Here is a 15198-nt window from a genome sequence, read left to right as displayed (position 1 = left end):
GTGAGTTTTGCTTGCTGCTGACGGCTCGCCGACAGAGTTGGTGGGCCGGACTAAAAGCAATTGTCTGAGCTTCTGGGGACTACCTGCACAGTGGTAGCGACTGCTCGGAGGTTAGCCAGGCAAGTTGTCAGTACCGGATCGCGTCGATTGGTTTGACTCTGACGGCAGCGAATGCAGGGATAATTCCGCAGAGAGCGCCGATTCCCGTGGAGATGGCAATGCCGTCGATGGCTGCGCTCATCGGGAATCGTGGGCGTTCCTGCAGGTAGATGTCCAACGTGTCAAGCGGCAGTAGTCGGATCACGATGATGGCAATTCCGACACCGATGACGCCGGCGACGAAAGTGGCGACAACTGACTCCATGAAGACCGCGAAGAAGACTCGTTTAGCGGATGCTCCCATAGCTCGCCGGATGCCGATTTCTCGGATGCGTTGGCGCACGGTGACGATCGCGACGTTCAGTAGCCCGAGTGCGCCCAGCAGGATGACGATGCCACCGATGACCATGATGACGGTGCGGATCGTATTCATGCTGGATTGTCCGCCGTCGTAGCCTTCACCGCCGTAGACGTTGCCTTCCCAGCCTTTGCCGAGTACGGATGCGAGTGCTTTGGGGAGCAGGTCTCGTGCTTGTTCTGCCTGGTCAGCTCCGGTCCAGACCAGCATTTCAACACCGTTTGATGCGGGGGATTGTCCGCTGAGCGCGGCCGACTGCGATTTGCTGAACTGCCAGGCGGTGTAGTCGATGTAAGCGGTTGGACTGTCCCATTGTGAGATGGATTTGATGACTCCGACGACGCGGTATTGGGTGGCGGACGCATCGTTGGCGTGCAGGACGATCGGGTCTGCAATATTCGCGTTAGCTAGGTATTTCCAGAGCGTGGAGTTGATGACGATGGGGACGACTCGCTGGTTGGCGTCGCCCGCATCAATCCACCTGCCGACGGTTGGGGTCAATCGGAATAGCGTGGAGTACGTGGGGTCGACGGCTTTCACGGATGTGGATATTTCCATCGTTGTGAGGTCCTGCGTCGTGGGGACTCCTCGGTATGAACCGGTTTTTGAGATCTGTTCTATCTCAGTAAAGGTGATGTTCCCTGTTTCGAGCCTGGACCAGTAGGGGATTTGCAGGCGTTGAGCGACGGTTGTCATGGCGTCACCCATGGGGTCGTGAATGACGCCGGTGAGTGCGTTGCTTCCGTCGCTGCTCGTTGTGCCTTGGGGTGCTGAGTCGCTGTTGGTAGTCGGCGTTCCTTCGGCGTTTGTTGTGGTGCCAGTTCCGTTTTCGGTCGACGAGGCCGCGCCTGTTTCACCGGTGTCTGAACTGGTTTTTGACGCGCTGATGTGCAGCGTAATGGATCGGCCTGAATAGGCTTCCTCCATTTCTTTATTGGCCTGAACCAGCATGTCGCCAAAGGCTATGACTGAGGACATGGCTGCGACGGCCGCGACGACGCCGACGAGGGAGAGGATGACTCGGGCTTTTTGTACTTTGACTTCGCCCCACGCTTCTACGAGGGCACCGATAATCTGGTTGAGGGCGTTCATTCCTGAGTCTCCTCCTCTTCGTTCCGACCACCGGTTGCGGGGAAGGTGACCAGTTGGGTGGGGTCGGCCTCGTCGATTGAAGGACGGGTGGCGGAAAGATCGTGGGAGTCGATTGAGTGCAGGGTACCGTCGGCGAGCTGGAAGATTCTCTTTGCGCGCGAGGCGACCGCGAAGTCGTGGGTGATGACGATGAGTGCGGCGTTGTTTTCTCTGGCGACGCTTTCAAGGAGTTCCATGACCAGCGTGCCAGTTTCGGGGTCGAGTGCGCCGGTGGGCTCGTCGGCGAGGATGACTCTTGGCTGGTGGACAAGGGCACGTGCGATGGCGATGCGCTGCTGTTCACCACCGGACATTTGGGTGGGGTAGGAGTCGAGGCGATCGCCGAGCCCCACGCGGTCGAGCATGGAAGCGGCAAGCGTGCGACGCCTCCAAAATGCTTGTCCAGTTGCGTAGAGCAATGGGACTTCAACGTTTTCAAGTGCCGTGCGCGCGTTGAAAATGTTGAACTGCTGGAACACGAAGCCGAAGGTTGAACCGCGCAGGGCAGAGCGCTTCCCTTCGCTGAGATGCGTCACGTCAATGTCGTTGATCGTGTACGTTCCGTCAGTCGGCAGATCCAGCAGACCAATGATGTTGAGCATCGTCGATTTGCCGGTGCCGGAGCGACCCACGATGGAAATGTGGTCGCCGGGATCGACGTTCAGGTCGACGCCACGCAGGATTCTCAGGTCGGACCCGTCGGGTAGTTGAACCGTCCGGGTGACCTGGGCGAGTTCGATCAGGCTCATGTCAGCCCGCCGAGTTTTCAATGGTGACCGTCAGGGGAGTGGCTCCATCTACACCGGATTCACTGCCCTGTGTTTTCTCTGAGCTGGAGGTGGGAATGAATTCGAGCACCGAGTCGGATTCCGTCAGACCTTCCTTGATCTCAACGATTTCACCGTTAGTCAGACCCAAGGTGACAGGCTTCTTTTCGGGTTTGTCGGCTCCATCACTGGCGGGGAGGTAAACGAATCCGCTTTGGAAACGGCCTTCAACAGCGCTGATGGGGAGCGTGAGGACATCGGTTGCGGAGCCCGCGACAATGTCCATTTTCAAGCCGAGGCCGGGGAAGACCTTCTGATCTGCTGGGATTGCGCAACGTGCTTGGATACCGGTGCTCTGCTGGTTCTCTCCCTGCTGATTCGTGTTCTTCTGCGTCGTGTCAGGCGTGACGATCTTGAGTCCAGAGCAGGTGAAAGGTGCGGGCCCATTAGTGATGGTCACGGTTGCTTCAGAAGGTGTTTCTTGAATGCGGTACAGTTGGTCGGCGTTCAGAGTTGCCACGGCGGAATAGGTGGAGGGGGCGATGGTCCCCAGCTGGTCGCCGATGTTGAACTCCTGGCCGAGTAGCGCGCTGAGATGCAGGGTGCCACTGGCGGGGGCAGTGATGTCCGTGTAGGTCGTCCTCCTCTGAGCTGGTTGTTCCGTGTCCTCATCGGCGTCGGGGTCGGCCGTCGGGGCGCTTTCGTTGACGTCTTTGCGCACCTGCAGGATCATGGCTCCTGCTTCGACGTATGTGCCGTCAGCTACGGCGATGTAGTTGACGGTGCCAGCCCCGGTTGCTTTAACAACGGTGGAGGGATCGTTTTCGATGTTGCCGTTGACCGAGACGGTGTTCGTGATGTCCGCTTTCGTCGGGGTGACCGTCATCTGTCCGTAATTCGCGCTCGGATCAAGGGGTTGGTCGCTTTGGTTTGCCTCAGTGGAAGGAAAGAATGCGAATTTCACGAGGCTGATCGCGATGATGATCCATACACCTGTCTTGATCAGGGCGATGATCTTTTGAAAACGCGGGGACGTGGAAGAGGACACGAATACTCCTAGACGCTCATCAACGTTGATGGTTCCCAACGGTATCAGTGCCCCGTGTCGCGGGGGAATGAGGACACTGACAAATCAGGGGTGACTCAGGGGTAGTCAGGGTGCGTGAATTCTGGTTTGAGCCTGCCGAGAAACTGCGAGTTTGGGCCAAAAGAAAGGCTAGTCACACACAGTCGTGGTTCGGCAGAACGGAAGAGAATAACGACCCTACTGACCGCGCTTCACGGCTTCGAGCAGCATGACCGCCACGTCTTTCACCTCGGGCAGGGAAGTGGCTTCCGTCAACGTGGCGCCGTCAGCAGGTGCGCCCTGGCCAGAGCCGGACATGAAGCCCGCCGAGGAACCGGACGCAGACCCCAGCATCTGCGAACAGAACGGGCACGCAGTGGCGACCACGTCCGCGCCTGTTGATGCTGCCTCGACAATGCGAGCATCACCAATGCGGGTACCTCGTGATTCTTCGAACCAGGCGTGCGCGCCACCGGCACCGCAGCACATGGCGCGGTCGCGGTTACGAGGCATCTCAACAACCTCAACCCCTGGAATGGAAGCGACCAGTTCGCGCGGTGGCTCGTAAACGCGGTTATGGCGACCCAGGTAGCAGGCATCGTGATAGGTGACGTGCAGGGGACGACCCGCCTGGTTGGTATCAGACGGAGAGCCTGGAGCAACCGGCTTCAGCAGACCGTCGCGCACTAGGCGGTTCAGCAACTGGGTGTGGTGAATGACGTCGAAGTGACCACCGAGCTCGGGGTACTCGCCAGCAATCGTGTTGAAGCAGTGAGCGCACGAGACAACGATCTTCTGAGCCTTCGCCTCATTCAGAGTCTCAATCGCCTGCGCGGCGAGCATCTGGAAGAGAACCTCATTGCCGGCACGGCGCGCAGCATCACCCGTGCACGACTCACTCGAACCGAGGACAGCGAAGGAAACGCCGGCAGTGTGCAATAGCTCTGCCACGGCAGCGCTGGTCTGTTTTGCCTTATCGTCGAAAGCGCCCGCGCACCCCACCCAGAACAGGTAGTCGACCTCTTCAGCGGTCTCGATATCTTCGCCGATCACGGGCACGTCGAACTCCAGGTTCTTCGCCCAATCCAAACGCTTTCGTGCCGGCTGGTTGTAAGGGTTGGCCTTTGATTCCATGCCACGGAATGCGCGTCCCAGTTCGCGTGGGAATGCGGCTTCCATCAGCACTTGGTGGCGACGCAGGTCAAGAATGTGGTCGATGTGCTCAATGTCGACGGGGCATTGTTCGACGCAGGCGCCACACATCGTGCAATCCCAGAGGACTTCCTCGCTGACAACGCCGGGAACCAGTGGTCCGGCGACGTCAGTGACACCCTCAGGACCAGTTGCCCCGGACGCGGAAAGCATCTGCAGGACATCGAAGGAATGCGGGGAAGGCTCAACGCCCTTATCCAGCATCAGATCGCCGTGCTCAATCACGTCGGCAACAGTGCGGTCACCGGGGACGTTACCGTCAACAAGTTCCTGAGAGACGATCTCTTTATTTGACGCTGACTCCATGTGGTCGCGCATCGACATGATCAAAAGCTTGGGGGAGAGGGGCTTGCCCGTATTCCACGCGGGGCAGAGTTCCTGGCAACGACCACATTCCGTGCAGGCATACAGGTCAAGGCGTGCCTTCCACGACAGGTCGGTGGCACTGCCCGTACCCAGAACGGTGTTCTCGGGAAGGTCTTCGAACTGTTCTTCGCTGGTCACCGGCACGCCGTTGATCAGCATGTGATCGGCGGGACCAAGCGACTTTGTGCCGTCATCGTTGCGACGCGCATACAGGTTGACGATCGCAACGAAACGGTGCCATGCAACGCCCATCGACGTCTGCACGCCGACCACCATCATCCAGAGCATCGACGTCATGATCTTGACGGTCGCAACTACGGCGATCGCGTTTGCAAGACCGGTTGAGCCAAGCCCAGCCTTCAAAGCAAGCGCGCCGATCCACCCGGTTAGCGGGAAGTGAACAATCAGAGGCAACGGCCATTCCTGACCCACTTTTTGTTCGAACATCAGGCCGTATTCGAGGCCTCGTAAACCGATGATGCACACGCACACAATCAGAACGACCCACTCGACGAACAGCGCCTGCCATTTCGTCGACCCGAGGAAACGCGACGCCAACCCTTGCGGTGAACCGTCGCGCGGGTGCGGGCAGGACAGTGGCGCGTCGTCACCCGTCAGGGAAGCCTGATCATCATTCGACACGGCTGCCTCAGCGACACTGCCGTGGCCAGCGCGCTTGCGCACGATCATCAGGTAGATGATGCCCAGCAGACCACCCCAGGCGAGGACCTCTGTCAGCCACTCCCACGGCGCAAAATGCCCCAGCAGTGGCAGGGCATACATCTGATCGCGCAACTGCCCATAGCCGGCAACAAGCGTGAGGAACAGCAGAGGGAAGGAGATCATCACCAGCCAGTGAGCGACCTTCACCCACGGGCGATGCTTGAACTCACGGTGAGTCAAAATCGTAGAAATCATCGACCATAGGCGCTTGCCCACCGGGCGCAGACGCCCCGGATCAGGCTGCCCCTGGTTGATCTGGCGCCAGATATGTGCGATACCGCGACCGAACGCCAGCAGGGCGAGCAGAGTCACCAGCAGGGAAAACACCCAGCACACAACACTCAGAGCAGAAGATGCCATCGAAATGATCTCCGAACGGATAGGAATCAACTGCTTTCATTGTCGCACCCACTGTCTGCACATGGCGTTGTGGGGTGCAAACGCGCGGTTTCGACTCAATATGCTCCGCTCCTCATTCGCATTTTTCGCGAGCTCACTGTTGCGAAAGATCCGGAGAGGAACGGGATGAGTTCCTCACCTCACCCGGACGCTCGTGGCACGCGCACGTCAATCTGTGAGAAGGTGAAGCCGTGATCACAGACTCGGTGAACATGGACAAGCCCCTATCCGACCAAGAGATCTTCGAAGACGACCGACCGCACGACCACTGTGGTGTTTTCGGCGTGTGGGCGCCCGGTGAGGACGTTTCGCGACTCACCTACTTCTCGCTATATGCTCTGCAACACCGAGGACAGCAGTCCGCCGGTATCGCAACCTCGAACGGCTCTCAGATTCTGGTCTACAAAGACCAAGGCTTGGTGAACCAGGTGTTCACGGAACAAACCCTTCAAGGCCTGACCGGCCACGTCGCCATCGGACATGTCCGCTACGCGACTACGGGGGCGGATACGTGGCGTAACGCCCAGCCCACGCTCGGTCCCACGCCAAACGGAACGGTCGCTCTCTGCCACAACGGCAACCTGACGAACACGACCGAACTGCGTGAGCTGGCGAAGAAAATCGCCGACGAAGGTGACGACATTGAACATGGTGCAACCACGGACACATCCATCGTCACGGCCCTTCTTGGACTGGCAGATCGTATCCCTGGACCTGTACCGTTTATTCCTCCAGCGCTCGCCCTTGCGTCCTCCATGGACCAGGGCGATTCTGCTTCCTTTGCGCAGTCGTCGACCTTAGAGGCCGGTTCTGCTTCCTCGTCTGGCGAGGTGCCGGCACAGGGGACAACAGAAGGCTATTCGTCTCTCATCCCGGCGGCCCTGAAGGTCCTTCCACGCTTGAAGGGTGCGTTCTCGCTGGTCTTCATGGACGAGAACACGCTCTACGCTGCGCGCGACCCCCACGGATATCGACCGCTAGTACTGGGTCGCCTGTACTCCGGCTGGGTCTTGGCTTCCGAAACCTCCGCCCTTGACCTGTGCGGTGCCACGTTCGTCCGCGAAATTGAACCCGGCGAGCTCATCGCAATCGACCAAAGCGGTGTTCACTCACGCCACTTCGCGGTTAAACGCTCCAACACCTGCGTCTTTGAATACGTGTACCTTGCCCGCCCTGACACCGTCATCGGTGATCGTCAGATTGTGGCGGCGCGCCGTGAGATGGGCGCGATCCTCGCCGAAGAGTCAGGTGTCGAAGCCGATTTGGTGATCCCCACGCCTGAATCGGGCACTCCGGCCGCCATCGGCTATGCAGAGGCGTCATGTATTCCCTTCGCGCAGGGCCTCGTGAAGAACGCCTACGTTGGCCGAACCTTCATTCAACCGACTCAGTCACTACGCCAGTTGGGTATTCGCCTGAAACTCAACCCGTTGCGCGAGGTTATCGAGGGGAAGCGGCTGATCGTCATCGACGACTCCATCGTCCGCGGAAATACTCAGCGGGCCCTGGTTCGCATGTTGCGCGAGGCCGGCGCATCCGAAGTACACGTCAGAATTTCATCACCGCCGGTCCAGTGGCCATGTTTCTTCGGTATCGACTTCCCGACCCGCGCGGAACTGATCGCCTCGGCGATGAACGTTGACGAGGTTTGCGCTTCTATTGGCGCCGATTCGCTGGCATACCTGTCGATGCCGGGCATGGTTCGCGCGACTCGCCAGGGAACCGGCCTCTGTCTTGGCTGCTTCACCGGCGACTACCCCGAAACAATCCCTGCAGGCACACCTATCCCCGGCACTCCAGGGGCTATCAGTTGCTAACCGGATACGGCCTCGTGACCACGCGATGCCGGATATGCACCATGATCCTCAACCGACCACCCCACCACCGCACCTCACCAAGGGAGCTTCGATGAGCGAGAACACCCCCCTCGACTACGCGTCAGCCGGCGTCGATACCGTGGCAGGAGACCGCGCTGTCGAACTTATGAAGGAAGCCGTGTCACGTACGCACGACGCGACCGTCCTCGGCGCAACCGGTGGATTCGCGGGCATGGTTGATGCTTCGGCGTTGCTTGGCATGAAGAAGCCGTTGCTCGCCACCTCCACGGACGGCGTTGGTACGAAGATTGCTATCGCGCAGGCCATGGACATCCACGACACCATCGGCCAGGACCTGGTTGGCATGGTCGTTGACGATATCGTCGTGATCGGCGCACGCCCCGTGCTGATGACCGACTACATCGCGTGCGGACACGTTGTCCCCGAACGTATCGCAGCGATCGTCACCGGCATCGCTCGCGCCTGCGAAGCAACCGGAACCCCGCTGATCGGTGGCGAAACCGCGGAACACCCCGGTGTCATGGAACCCGACGACTACGATATCGCTGGCGCAGCAACCGGCGTTGTTGACGCTGACATGTTGCTTGGGCCAGAACGCGTTGCTGACGGCGACGTGTTGATCGCTATGGCATCATCCGGCCTGCACTCCAACGGATACTCGCTGGTGCGTTCCGTTGTCGCGCGAACCGGGCTCGCGCTGGATGCCCACGTTGAAGAATTCGGTCGCACGCTCGGTGAAGAACTCCTAGAGCCCACGCGCCTGTACACCACGTTGTGCCTTGATCTGATTGGTCAGTTCGGCGTTGGAATGCTGGGTGAAGCTGGCGCTTCTTCGGCGGAGTCTGTGGCGGGTGCTGGCCTGACCGGCATTCACGCCCTGTCCCACGTGACCGGTGGTGGACTGGGAGCAAACCTCTCCCGTGTCCTCCCCAAGGGATCAATTGCGGACGTCGATCGCGGATCCTGGGTTGTCCCGCCGGTCTTCGACTGGGTGCGCCGCGGCGGATCCGTCAGCTGGGAAGGCATGGAAGACTCGCTCAACCTAGGCGTTGGCATGGTTGGTGTTGTTGGCGCTGAAAGCGCAGACGCTGTCATGGCTGCGACTAAGGCTACTGGCATTGATGCATGGGTTCTCGGCACCGTTCGTTCCGAAAAGAACGCTGATGACGGATCTGGCTTGACTGACGCTCGCATCATCTCTGGAACGAAGGGCGTGAACGCGGGAGCTGTTCGCCTGCACGGCCAGTACCGAATCGCTTGAGAAACTTCGTCGGAAGGTGATCCGATCGGAAGGCCAGAAGGTCCCGCTTCATCGAAAGTCGGAAGCCCTTTATTGGAAAGCTTCGCATCACCCCATACACCCTCCCATCACCTCATACAAAGAGTGCCGAAGCCCCACCCTGGGTTTCGGCACTCTTCTATTCACACGTGAAATGGGTACACGAAGACCAGCGTATGAGCTAGTCATCAACAAACCTCTTCAGTCAGCGTCGGCAATGCACCGTAGTGGCACTACGTGACACCGTGAGTTCAACGGAACGCATACGGGTGCGTCACTTGGACGGGTTGATCCAGAAGTCCTCGTCGAGCTCGGGAGATTCCTCCGCATCATCGGCGTCGGCAAAATCCGCGTATTTGGAGTAGAGGTCGTCTTCTTCGTCCTGCTTGTCCTCTGCGTCCTCGTAGTCGTACTCGTCGTAATGAGAGTGCTCAGAGGAAGCGAGCTCGCGCTGCAAAGCGTCGAGATCGGTATCAGGACTGAAATACTTCAGCTTGCGTGCGACTTTCGTCTGCTTGGCCTTTTGACGGCCGCGCCCCATGGCGTCGACCCCCTCCGCGTTGTTCGGGTCCGCGCGAAGCGGTGCCCTGGTTAATGAAAATGTGTCGTGGGAACATCATAGCGTTATTCGGGCGCAATGCTCACATGCATCCATACCCACGGGCGCGCTTGGTTCCCCGGCGGTGCCGGCAAAAAGCCGGTTTTTCAACGAAATAATCGAATAAGAATCTGAAAATTAGTGCTTCTTACGAATGATGTTGAGAACGATCAGACCGACAACCGTGGCCGCTCCGGCTGCCGCGATACCGACCTTCTTCAAGGCCTCGGGTTCGCCGTCTTTGGCATCCTGAACGGTGATCTGAGCCTGAGTCTGGAAGTTGGCGAACTTTGCCTTCGCGGTTTTCTTCGTCTGATCCATGATGTACGACGGCTGAACACGACCGAAGAGCTCATCGACGGTGGCCGTCATTTCGGCGCGCGTAGTCGCCAAGTCGGCGAGAATCTGAGCTTCGGTGCGCTCGCTGGTTTCCTTGATGTCGCTCACTTGCCCAAGCCTTTCTTCAGCGCGTTGATGTCACGGGTGATGTGTTCCTTCGGATCCGGCTTGTCTGCCTGCGACTTCTTCAAGAACGAGGCGCCAACAAGCGCCAAAATCAGCACGATCAGGAGCAGAATGCCGGTGGTGATGAGCGAGGCGGCCCACGCGGGAAGAGCGATTGCGATAGCGATCTCGACGGTGTGGAACACCCATCCGAGCAGGTAGAGCGCAAAAACGGCTGCAACCGCAAGCAGGACGCCACCGATGCCGATCCTCTTCACAAAGTTCTTAGCTTTGAGCTTGTTCAGCTCGATTTCGCCGTTGACCAGCGTCGTAATCTGCGAGGACAGGGTCGCAAACAGTTCCCCCATCGATGCGGGGCGAGCTTTTGCTGCCTTGGGTTCCTCGATCGGTTCGAGCGGAGTTGTCATCGGTGACGCTCGCTTCCTGAGTTCGTTTCTTGCGGTAGGTTCCGCGCTTTACTCCAGTTTCTCACGTTCTGCGCGCCCCTGCAGTCGTATGTGGTGACCGCGCAGATCGGAGCCTATTCCGGGATCACCGAACCGGGGAGCTCGTCCAAGATCTTGCGCGCTTTGTCGATGACTTCTGCCTGTTGGGGCGTGGGTGCGTTATGTCCCGTTCCGTTCGATGGATACGAGGCTTGGCCAGCATGTGAATGTGCGGCTTCGGCAAGGGCTTCTCGGCCGTTCGGCGATGCGAGCAAACGAATCGCTTGAGTGATCGGATCGGGTTCTTCATCCCGGCGGGGCAGATCGACCGGATGCGTTGAGTCGGCATCTTCGTCTGCTATCGGAGTGTCGTTTTCCTCCGGCGCATCCTCGCTTTCGTTGAGGGGTACAGACACATCGACATCCGTTGAATCATCTTCGGGAGTAATCTCCAGATCGCCGGCTTCTTCAGCGTGCGAAGGAGTCCGAACAACCTCGCTGGTGAAAGGTGTCAGCCTCGTGAAACCGGAGTATCGCGGTTCCGCAGCGGGCTCGTCAGAATCGGTGGCGTCTGCGTCATCTGTTTCCTCCTCGAGCTCCAGTTCTTCCGAATCGGGAAGTTCATCAGAAACAGTATTCGAATCCTCAGGCTCAACGTCTTCGCTCAGCTCCGCAGAATCATCGCTCGTGTTCGTCTGAGCCTCTTCGGTGGCGTGTTCCGTCAAAGGCCTCCACTGAATCGCAATCTGTACATCATGATCACCATCAGCTAGCGGTTCGCTGTCCTGGGTCTGCGATGAAGAATCCTGATCCAGAGTGGAAGCCCCGGCCTCGTCCCCAGAAAGTGAAATGGGCAGAGAAGACGAAACTGACGGAGAAGCCGACGTTGCCGAAACTGAAGTCGCAGGTAGAGCCGAAGGAATCGGACCTAAGTAGGTTGCGGGGTTATCAACATCCTCGCTCTGAGCCTGCTTAATCGCCTGAAGCGTCGGGTGAATAAGGTCCGCGCTCAACACCGAGTTGGCCAGCAGTACAGCACGTTTGCACGAGGCCGCGACCTGCGCATCAGCCGTCGCACAGATGACGGTCGCATCGAACTGCGTGAGACGGCTCAACAAGTCGATCGCCTCAAGCCTGAGCGGAGCCGGAAGGAACGTCGGGTCATCCGCCAGAATAATGTCGCCACCAGCGATAGCAGCCTGCGCCAGAAGAAGGGCATACAGGTCAATTTTCTTCAACGAAGACGTCGGCGTATCCAACAGATCCTTCAACCCCAGAATCTGAGTAATCGAATGGAACGTCGACGCCCGCGCGCTCACCCCGGTCAGAGCAAGAGGAGCCACAAGGTTCTGGCGGACAGTCAACGACAGGTTCAACGGCGAAGACGCGGTAATCAGAGCAACTGAGGCGTTACGACCAGGCCGATTCGCGTGTCGGCTACGCACAAAAACGGCCCCAGAATCAGGCTGGGAAAACGACGCAATCACATCAAAAAGAGCCCGCGCACGCTTACCCGTCGGATCATAAATCGCAGTCAGTGAAGCCGAACGGAACCCCAAAGAAACACCGTTGAGCAGGCGAATCCCCTGATCAGACTTCGCCGTCACGTCACGCAAGAAGACGGTCACAGTTTCGCCTGGCCCTGGCGCATGATGAGACTTAGCGCTCTTGAACCAAGGTTTGCGACCGTGTGCGTCGATGTCCTTTGTCATATCAGCATTGTCTCAGATTGAGGCACGTTGCCGTGCGTTTGTTGGATCAGCATGACCCCTATAGTGGGAGGCGCGTACGAGCCCGAAGACGCGAATAGCCCTCATTTCCTGCGATGCATGAAGGAAACGCAACCAGTGACCTCGTGCATATGAAAACGGGAGCGGGGCTCGGGATAAACAAAAACCCCGAAAGTTTGTGAACTTTCGGGGGATCTGGTGGCTCCGACCGGCGTCGATCCGGTGACCTTTCGATTTTCAGTCGAACGCTCTACCAACTGAGCTACAGAGCCAGTAACCGGACCGGCAGGTCTGGTCGGCGACCCCGACGGGACTTGAACCCGCGACCTCCGCCGTGACAGGGCGGCGCGCTAACCAACTGCGCTACGGGGCCTTACAACAGGTAAGACCTATTGAGTTATTTTCACTGTTCAGCACGAGTGCCGTCAGAGAGTACCCCCAACGGGATTTGAACCCGTGTCGCCGCCGTGAAAGGGCGGTGTCCTAGGCCGCTAGACGATGGGGGCCTTTTCGGCCACCACAGTGGCGTCCGAAGACGAGGAAAAGCATATGTGTAAAATGGGGTGGAATGCAAAACGGAATCATGGTGAACCGACTCACAGTTAATAAAAATGGCTAAAATTCGCTGAAAACTCCATATTGTTTCTCTCCGATTTGAGGCTTTCGGTGTCCGCGTCTAAGCCCGTGCGTCTTCAGCAATCTGAAGAATCACCCCCTAGGCTTGGACTATGACTTTGCCGACTCTGTTTTCTTCGCACATGCTGACCCTCTGGGGGGCCTCGTATATAGCCACGGAAGCTGATGCGCAATCTGATGGCACCCAGTCGGGCGTTGCGGAAGTCGCGGTGAGCAATGCCATTGATATTGCTTCACTGCTGCTCAGCGCAGCAGTGGCAGCGGTGATCGGTTTCGTCGTTGCCGCGTTTGTTTCCGCACTTGTCGGTCGAACCTTCCGTCGTTGGCCTGTGGGAGCCGCGCTGGTGAAGCGCGTTCACACACCCCTGTATGTCACAGCGATGGTCTGGGGCGCGTGGATTGGACTGAATTGGCGCCTGCAAGAAGCAGATCTGACAAAATGGTCGAACGGGGCCCTAGTCTCCAGCGCCCTTCACGGTCTGCTGATACTGGCGATTGTTGCGATGACGTGGATTCTGTATTCGGCAGCGTGGGTTTTTGAAGACGCGGCGCGTCTGCGTAACCGTGCGGATCAAGGGCGTTCGAGGCGCTTTGCAACCCAAGCCCAGGTGCTACGACGTTTGACGCAGGTTCTCGTTGTGATTGTCGGTATCTGCGTCATTCTGGGGACGTTCGCGGCCGCGCGCCAGGCGATGGGAACCCTACTTGCATCCGCAGGTTTGATCTCCGTGATCGCAGGTCTTGCCGCGCAACAAACCTTAGGCAACGTATTCGCTGGAATTCAGCTTGCTTTCACGGACGCGATCCGCGTAGGCGACGTTGTTGTAGCGAACGCGAAGGGAGAGTCGGGTGCGATTGAAGAAATCACGCTCTCGTACGTGGTTGTCCGAGTGTGGGATGAGCGACGCCTGATTATTCCTTCGACCTACTTCACCTCAACAACCTTCGAGAACTGGACACGACGGGCTGCCGCTCAGCTGGGAACGGTCGAAGTCCAGCTGGACTGGTCTGCTCCGATGGCGCTGATTCGCCAGAAGGTGGAGCAGATCCTGACCTCGACGGATCTGTGGGACGGGCGTACGTGGAACGTTCAGATGACGGCATCCGATACCTCGACGGTCACGATCCGAATTCTGGTGTCCGCCGCGAACTCTGGAAACCTGTGGGATCTGCGTTGCCACTTGCGAGAACGCTTGATCGAATGGATTGTTGCCGAAGAACCGTGGACTCGGCCGTCGACGCGCATTCAGACCTACCAGGGAACACCGGTTGCGCATGACACCTCTCGCGCGCAGGTTGCAGCGTTCGCTGCTGAATTGCGCTCGATCGCCGGAGACACCTCGGTTCCGCTGGGTCAAGAGTCTGGTAATACGGCGATCGAAGATGCGCGTCACGCCCTTGAAGGTGAGGATGCAGGCATCGATGCGGAGCACGCTGCTCGTATGGTCGCGGCACGCCGTAAAGCAAAGCGTGCGCGTCGACGTGCAATGGCGGATCGTATACGCGACTTGGCTGAAGCGGGCGATCGCGGAGAGGCCTCTCCGAGCGACGATTCGTCGACTCAGGTGATGACTCGCGGGACGCTACAGAAGGTGCTCGAAGCTGTTGCGAAGGGTGTTCAACCGGGTACCGAAGAATCTTCATCGCCAGTGTCTGGAACACAGGGCGTAATGGCCACGGGGGCTATCAGCGCCCACGAGCTCAGTGAAAAAAATGGGTCGGCTAGCGCCTTAGAGCAAGCCACCTCGTTTTCGCAGAGCGAGCAGAGCGAAAAGACTTCTTCGCAGAGTAAAGAACCGGACGCCATAACAATGACCCTGACAACCAGTGGCAAGGGCGAACGCTTGTTCTCCGGTTCACCTGACGCTGAAGAACGATCCGCGATCTTCGCCGGCCCGGGTGAAGACGCGCTCGCGGAACGTGAAGCGACGCGTCAACGTCGCGAGCGCGAACAGGAAACACGCGAGCAAGAAGCAATGAACGCCACCGGATCCTTCCCGGCCATCGTGTGTGATGGCGAAGAATCTGGCGACGGTCATGACGAAGATCTGACGGAAACGAAGATCCAGCACCTCTGATTCGCTCTGGGTGTCATCTACCCGCGTG

General features: G+C 58.6%; 11 protein-coding genes and 3 tRNA genes. 3 read left to right on the top strand and 11 right to left on the bottom strand.

The features are described from left to right. Positions 1–127: 127 nt before the first annotated feature. From QP442_RS01290 to QP442_RS01275, 4 genes are all read right to left on the bottom strand, one after another. Entirely contained in the window at positions 128–1549 is a 1422-nt protein-coding gene (locus QP442_RS01290) for an ABC transporter permease (RefSeq protein ID WP_285069520.1), read from the bottom strand. Next, a complete protein-coding gene (locus QP442_RS01285) occupies positions 1546–2337 on the bottom strand; it encodes an ABC transporter ATP-binding protein (RefSeq protein ID WP_285069519.1) in 792 nt (263 codons plus the stop codon). Before QP442_RS01285 ends, QP442_RS01290 begins: the two co-directional genes overlap by 4 nt. Before the next feature lies 1 nt (position 2338). After that, positions 2339–3403 carry an efflux RND transporter periplasmic adaptor subunit gene (locus tag QP442_RS01280; protein ID WP_285069518.1) on the bottom strand — a complete coding sequence of 355 codons (1065 nt, stop codon included), beginning with the start codon at positions 3401–3403 and terminating at the stop codon, positions 2339–2341. 216 nt (positions 3404–3619) lie between these two features. After that, positions 3620–6082 carry a (Fe-S)-binding protein gene (locus tag QP442_RS01275; RefSeq protein WP_285069517.1) on the bottom strand — a complete coding sequence of 821 codons (2463 nt, stop codon included), beginning with the start codon at positions 6080–6082 and terminating at the stop codon, positions 3620–3622. Positions 6083–6333: 251 nt separating this feature from the next. Between QP442_RS01275 and purF the strand changes: the two genes are divergently transcribed. Next, the gene (gene purF / locus QP442_RS01270; RefSeq protein WP_285069588.1) at positions 6334–7938 is read left to right on the top strand and encodes an amidophosphoribosyltransferase; all 1605 of its coding nucleotides are present in this window, start codon (positions 6334–6336) and stop codon (positions 7936–7938) included. A 91-nt stretch (positions 7939–8029) separates the two neighbouring features. Further along, positions 8030–9220: a phosphoribosylformylglycinamidine cyclo-ligase gene (purM, locus tag QP442_RS01265; protein ID WP_006680712.1), complete on the top strand. Its 1191-nt coding sequence runs from the start codon at positions 8030–8032 to the stop codon at positions 9218–9220. A gap of 292 nt (positions 9221–9512) precedes the next feature. On the opposite strand, the gene QP442_RS01260 is transcribed toward purM, so the two are convergent. From QP442_RS01260 to QP442_RS01230, 7 genes are all read right to left on the bottom strand, one after another. Then, positions 9513–9779 (bottom strand): DUF3073 domain-containing protein, encoded by a 267-nt coding sequence (locus QP442_RS01260; protein WP_006680713.1) that lies wholly within the window; start codon positions 9777–9779, stop codon positions 9513–9515. Between the two features lie 195 nt (positions 9780–9974). Further along, complete coding sequence (locus QP442_RS01255; RefSeq protein WP_006680714.1) at positions 9975–10283, bottom strand: DUF3618 domain-containing protein; 309 nt, start codon at positions 10281–10283, stop codon at positions 9975–9977. Then, positions 10280–10708, bottom strand: a complete 429-nt coding sequence (locus QP442_RS01250) for a phage holin family protein (protein ID WP_006680715.1) — start codon at positions 10706–10708, stop codon at positions 10280–10282. Before QP442_RS01250 ends, QP442_RS01255 begins: the two co-directional genes overlap by 4 nt. 113 nt (positions 10709–10821) lie before the next feature. Further along, positions 10822–12438 (bottom strand): hypothetical protein, encoded by a 1617-nt coding sequence (locus tag QP442_RS01245; protein ID WP_103633165.1) that lies wholly within the window; start codon positions 12436–12438, stop codon positions 10822–10824. Between the two features lie 214 nt (positions 12439–12652). Then, positions 12653–12728, bottom strand: a tRNA-Phe gene (locus QP442_RS01240). Positions 12729–12755: 27 nt separating this feature from the next. Further along, positions 12756–12829, bottom strand: a tRNA-Asp gene (locus tag QP442_RS01235). Positions 12830–12889: 60 nt separating this feature from the next. Continuing rightward, positions 12890–12962 (bottom strand) — tRNA-Glu (locus QP442_RS01230). Between the two features lie 222 nt (positions 12963–13184). Between QP442_RS01230 and QP442_RS01225 the strand changes: the two genes are divergently transcribed. Continuing rightward, entirely contained in the window at positions 13185–15170 is a 1986-nt protein-coding gene (locus QP442_RS01225) for a mechanosensitive ion channel family protein (RefSeq protein ID WP_285069516.1), read from the top strand. The last annotated feature ends 28 nt before the right edge of the window (positions 15171–15198 follow it).

Origin of the sequence: Pauljensenia sp. UMB1177, assembly GCF_030217965.1 — a bacterium.
Lineage (GTDB): Bacteria > Actinomycetota > Actinomycetes > Actinomycetales > Actinomycetaceae > Pauljensenia > Pauljensenia turicensis_A.
This window is presented reverse-complemented; position numbering and strand designations above follow the sequence as displayed.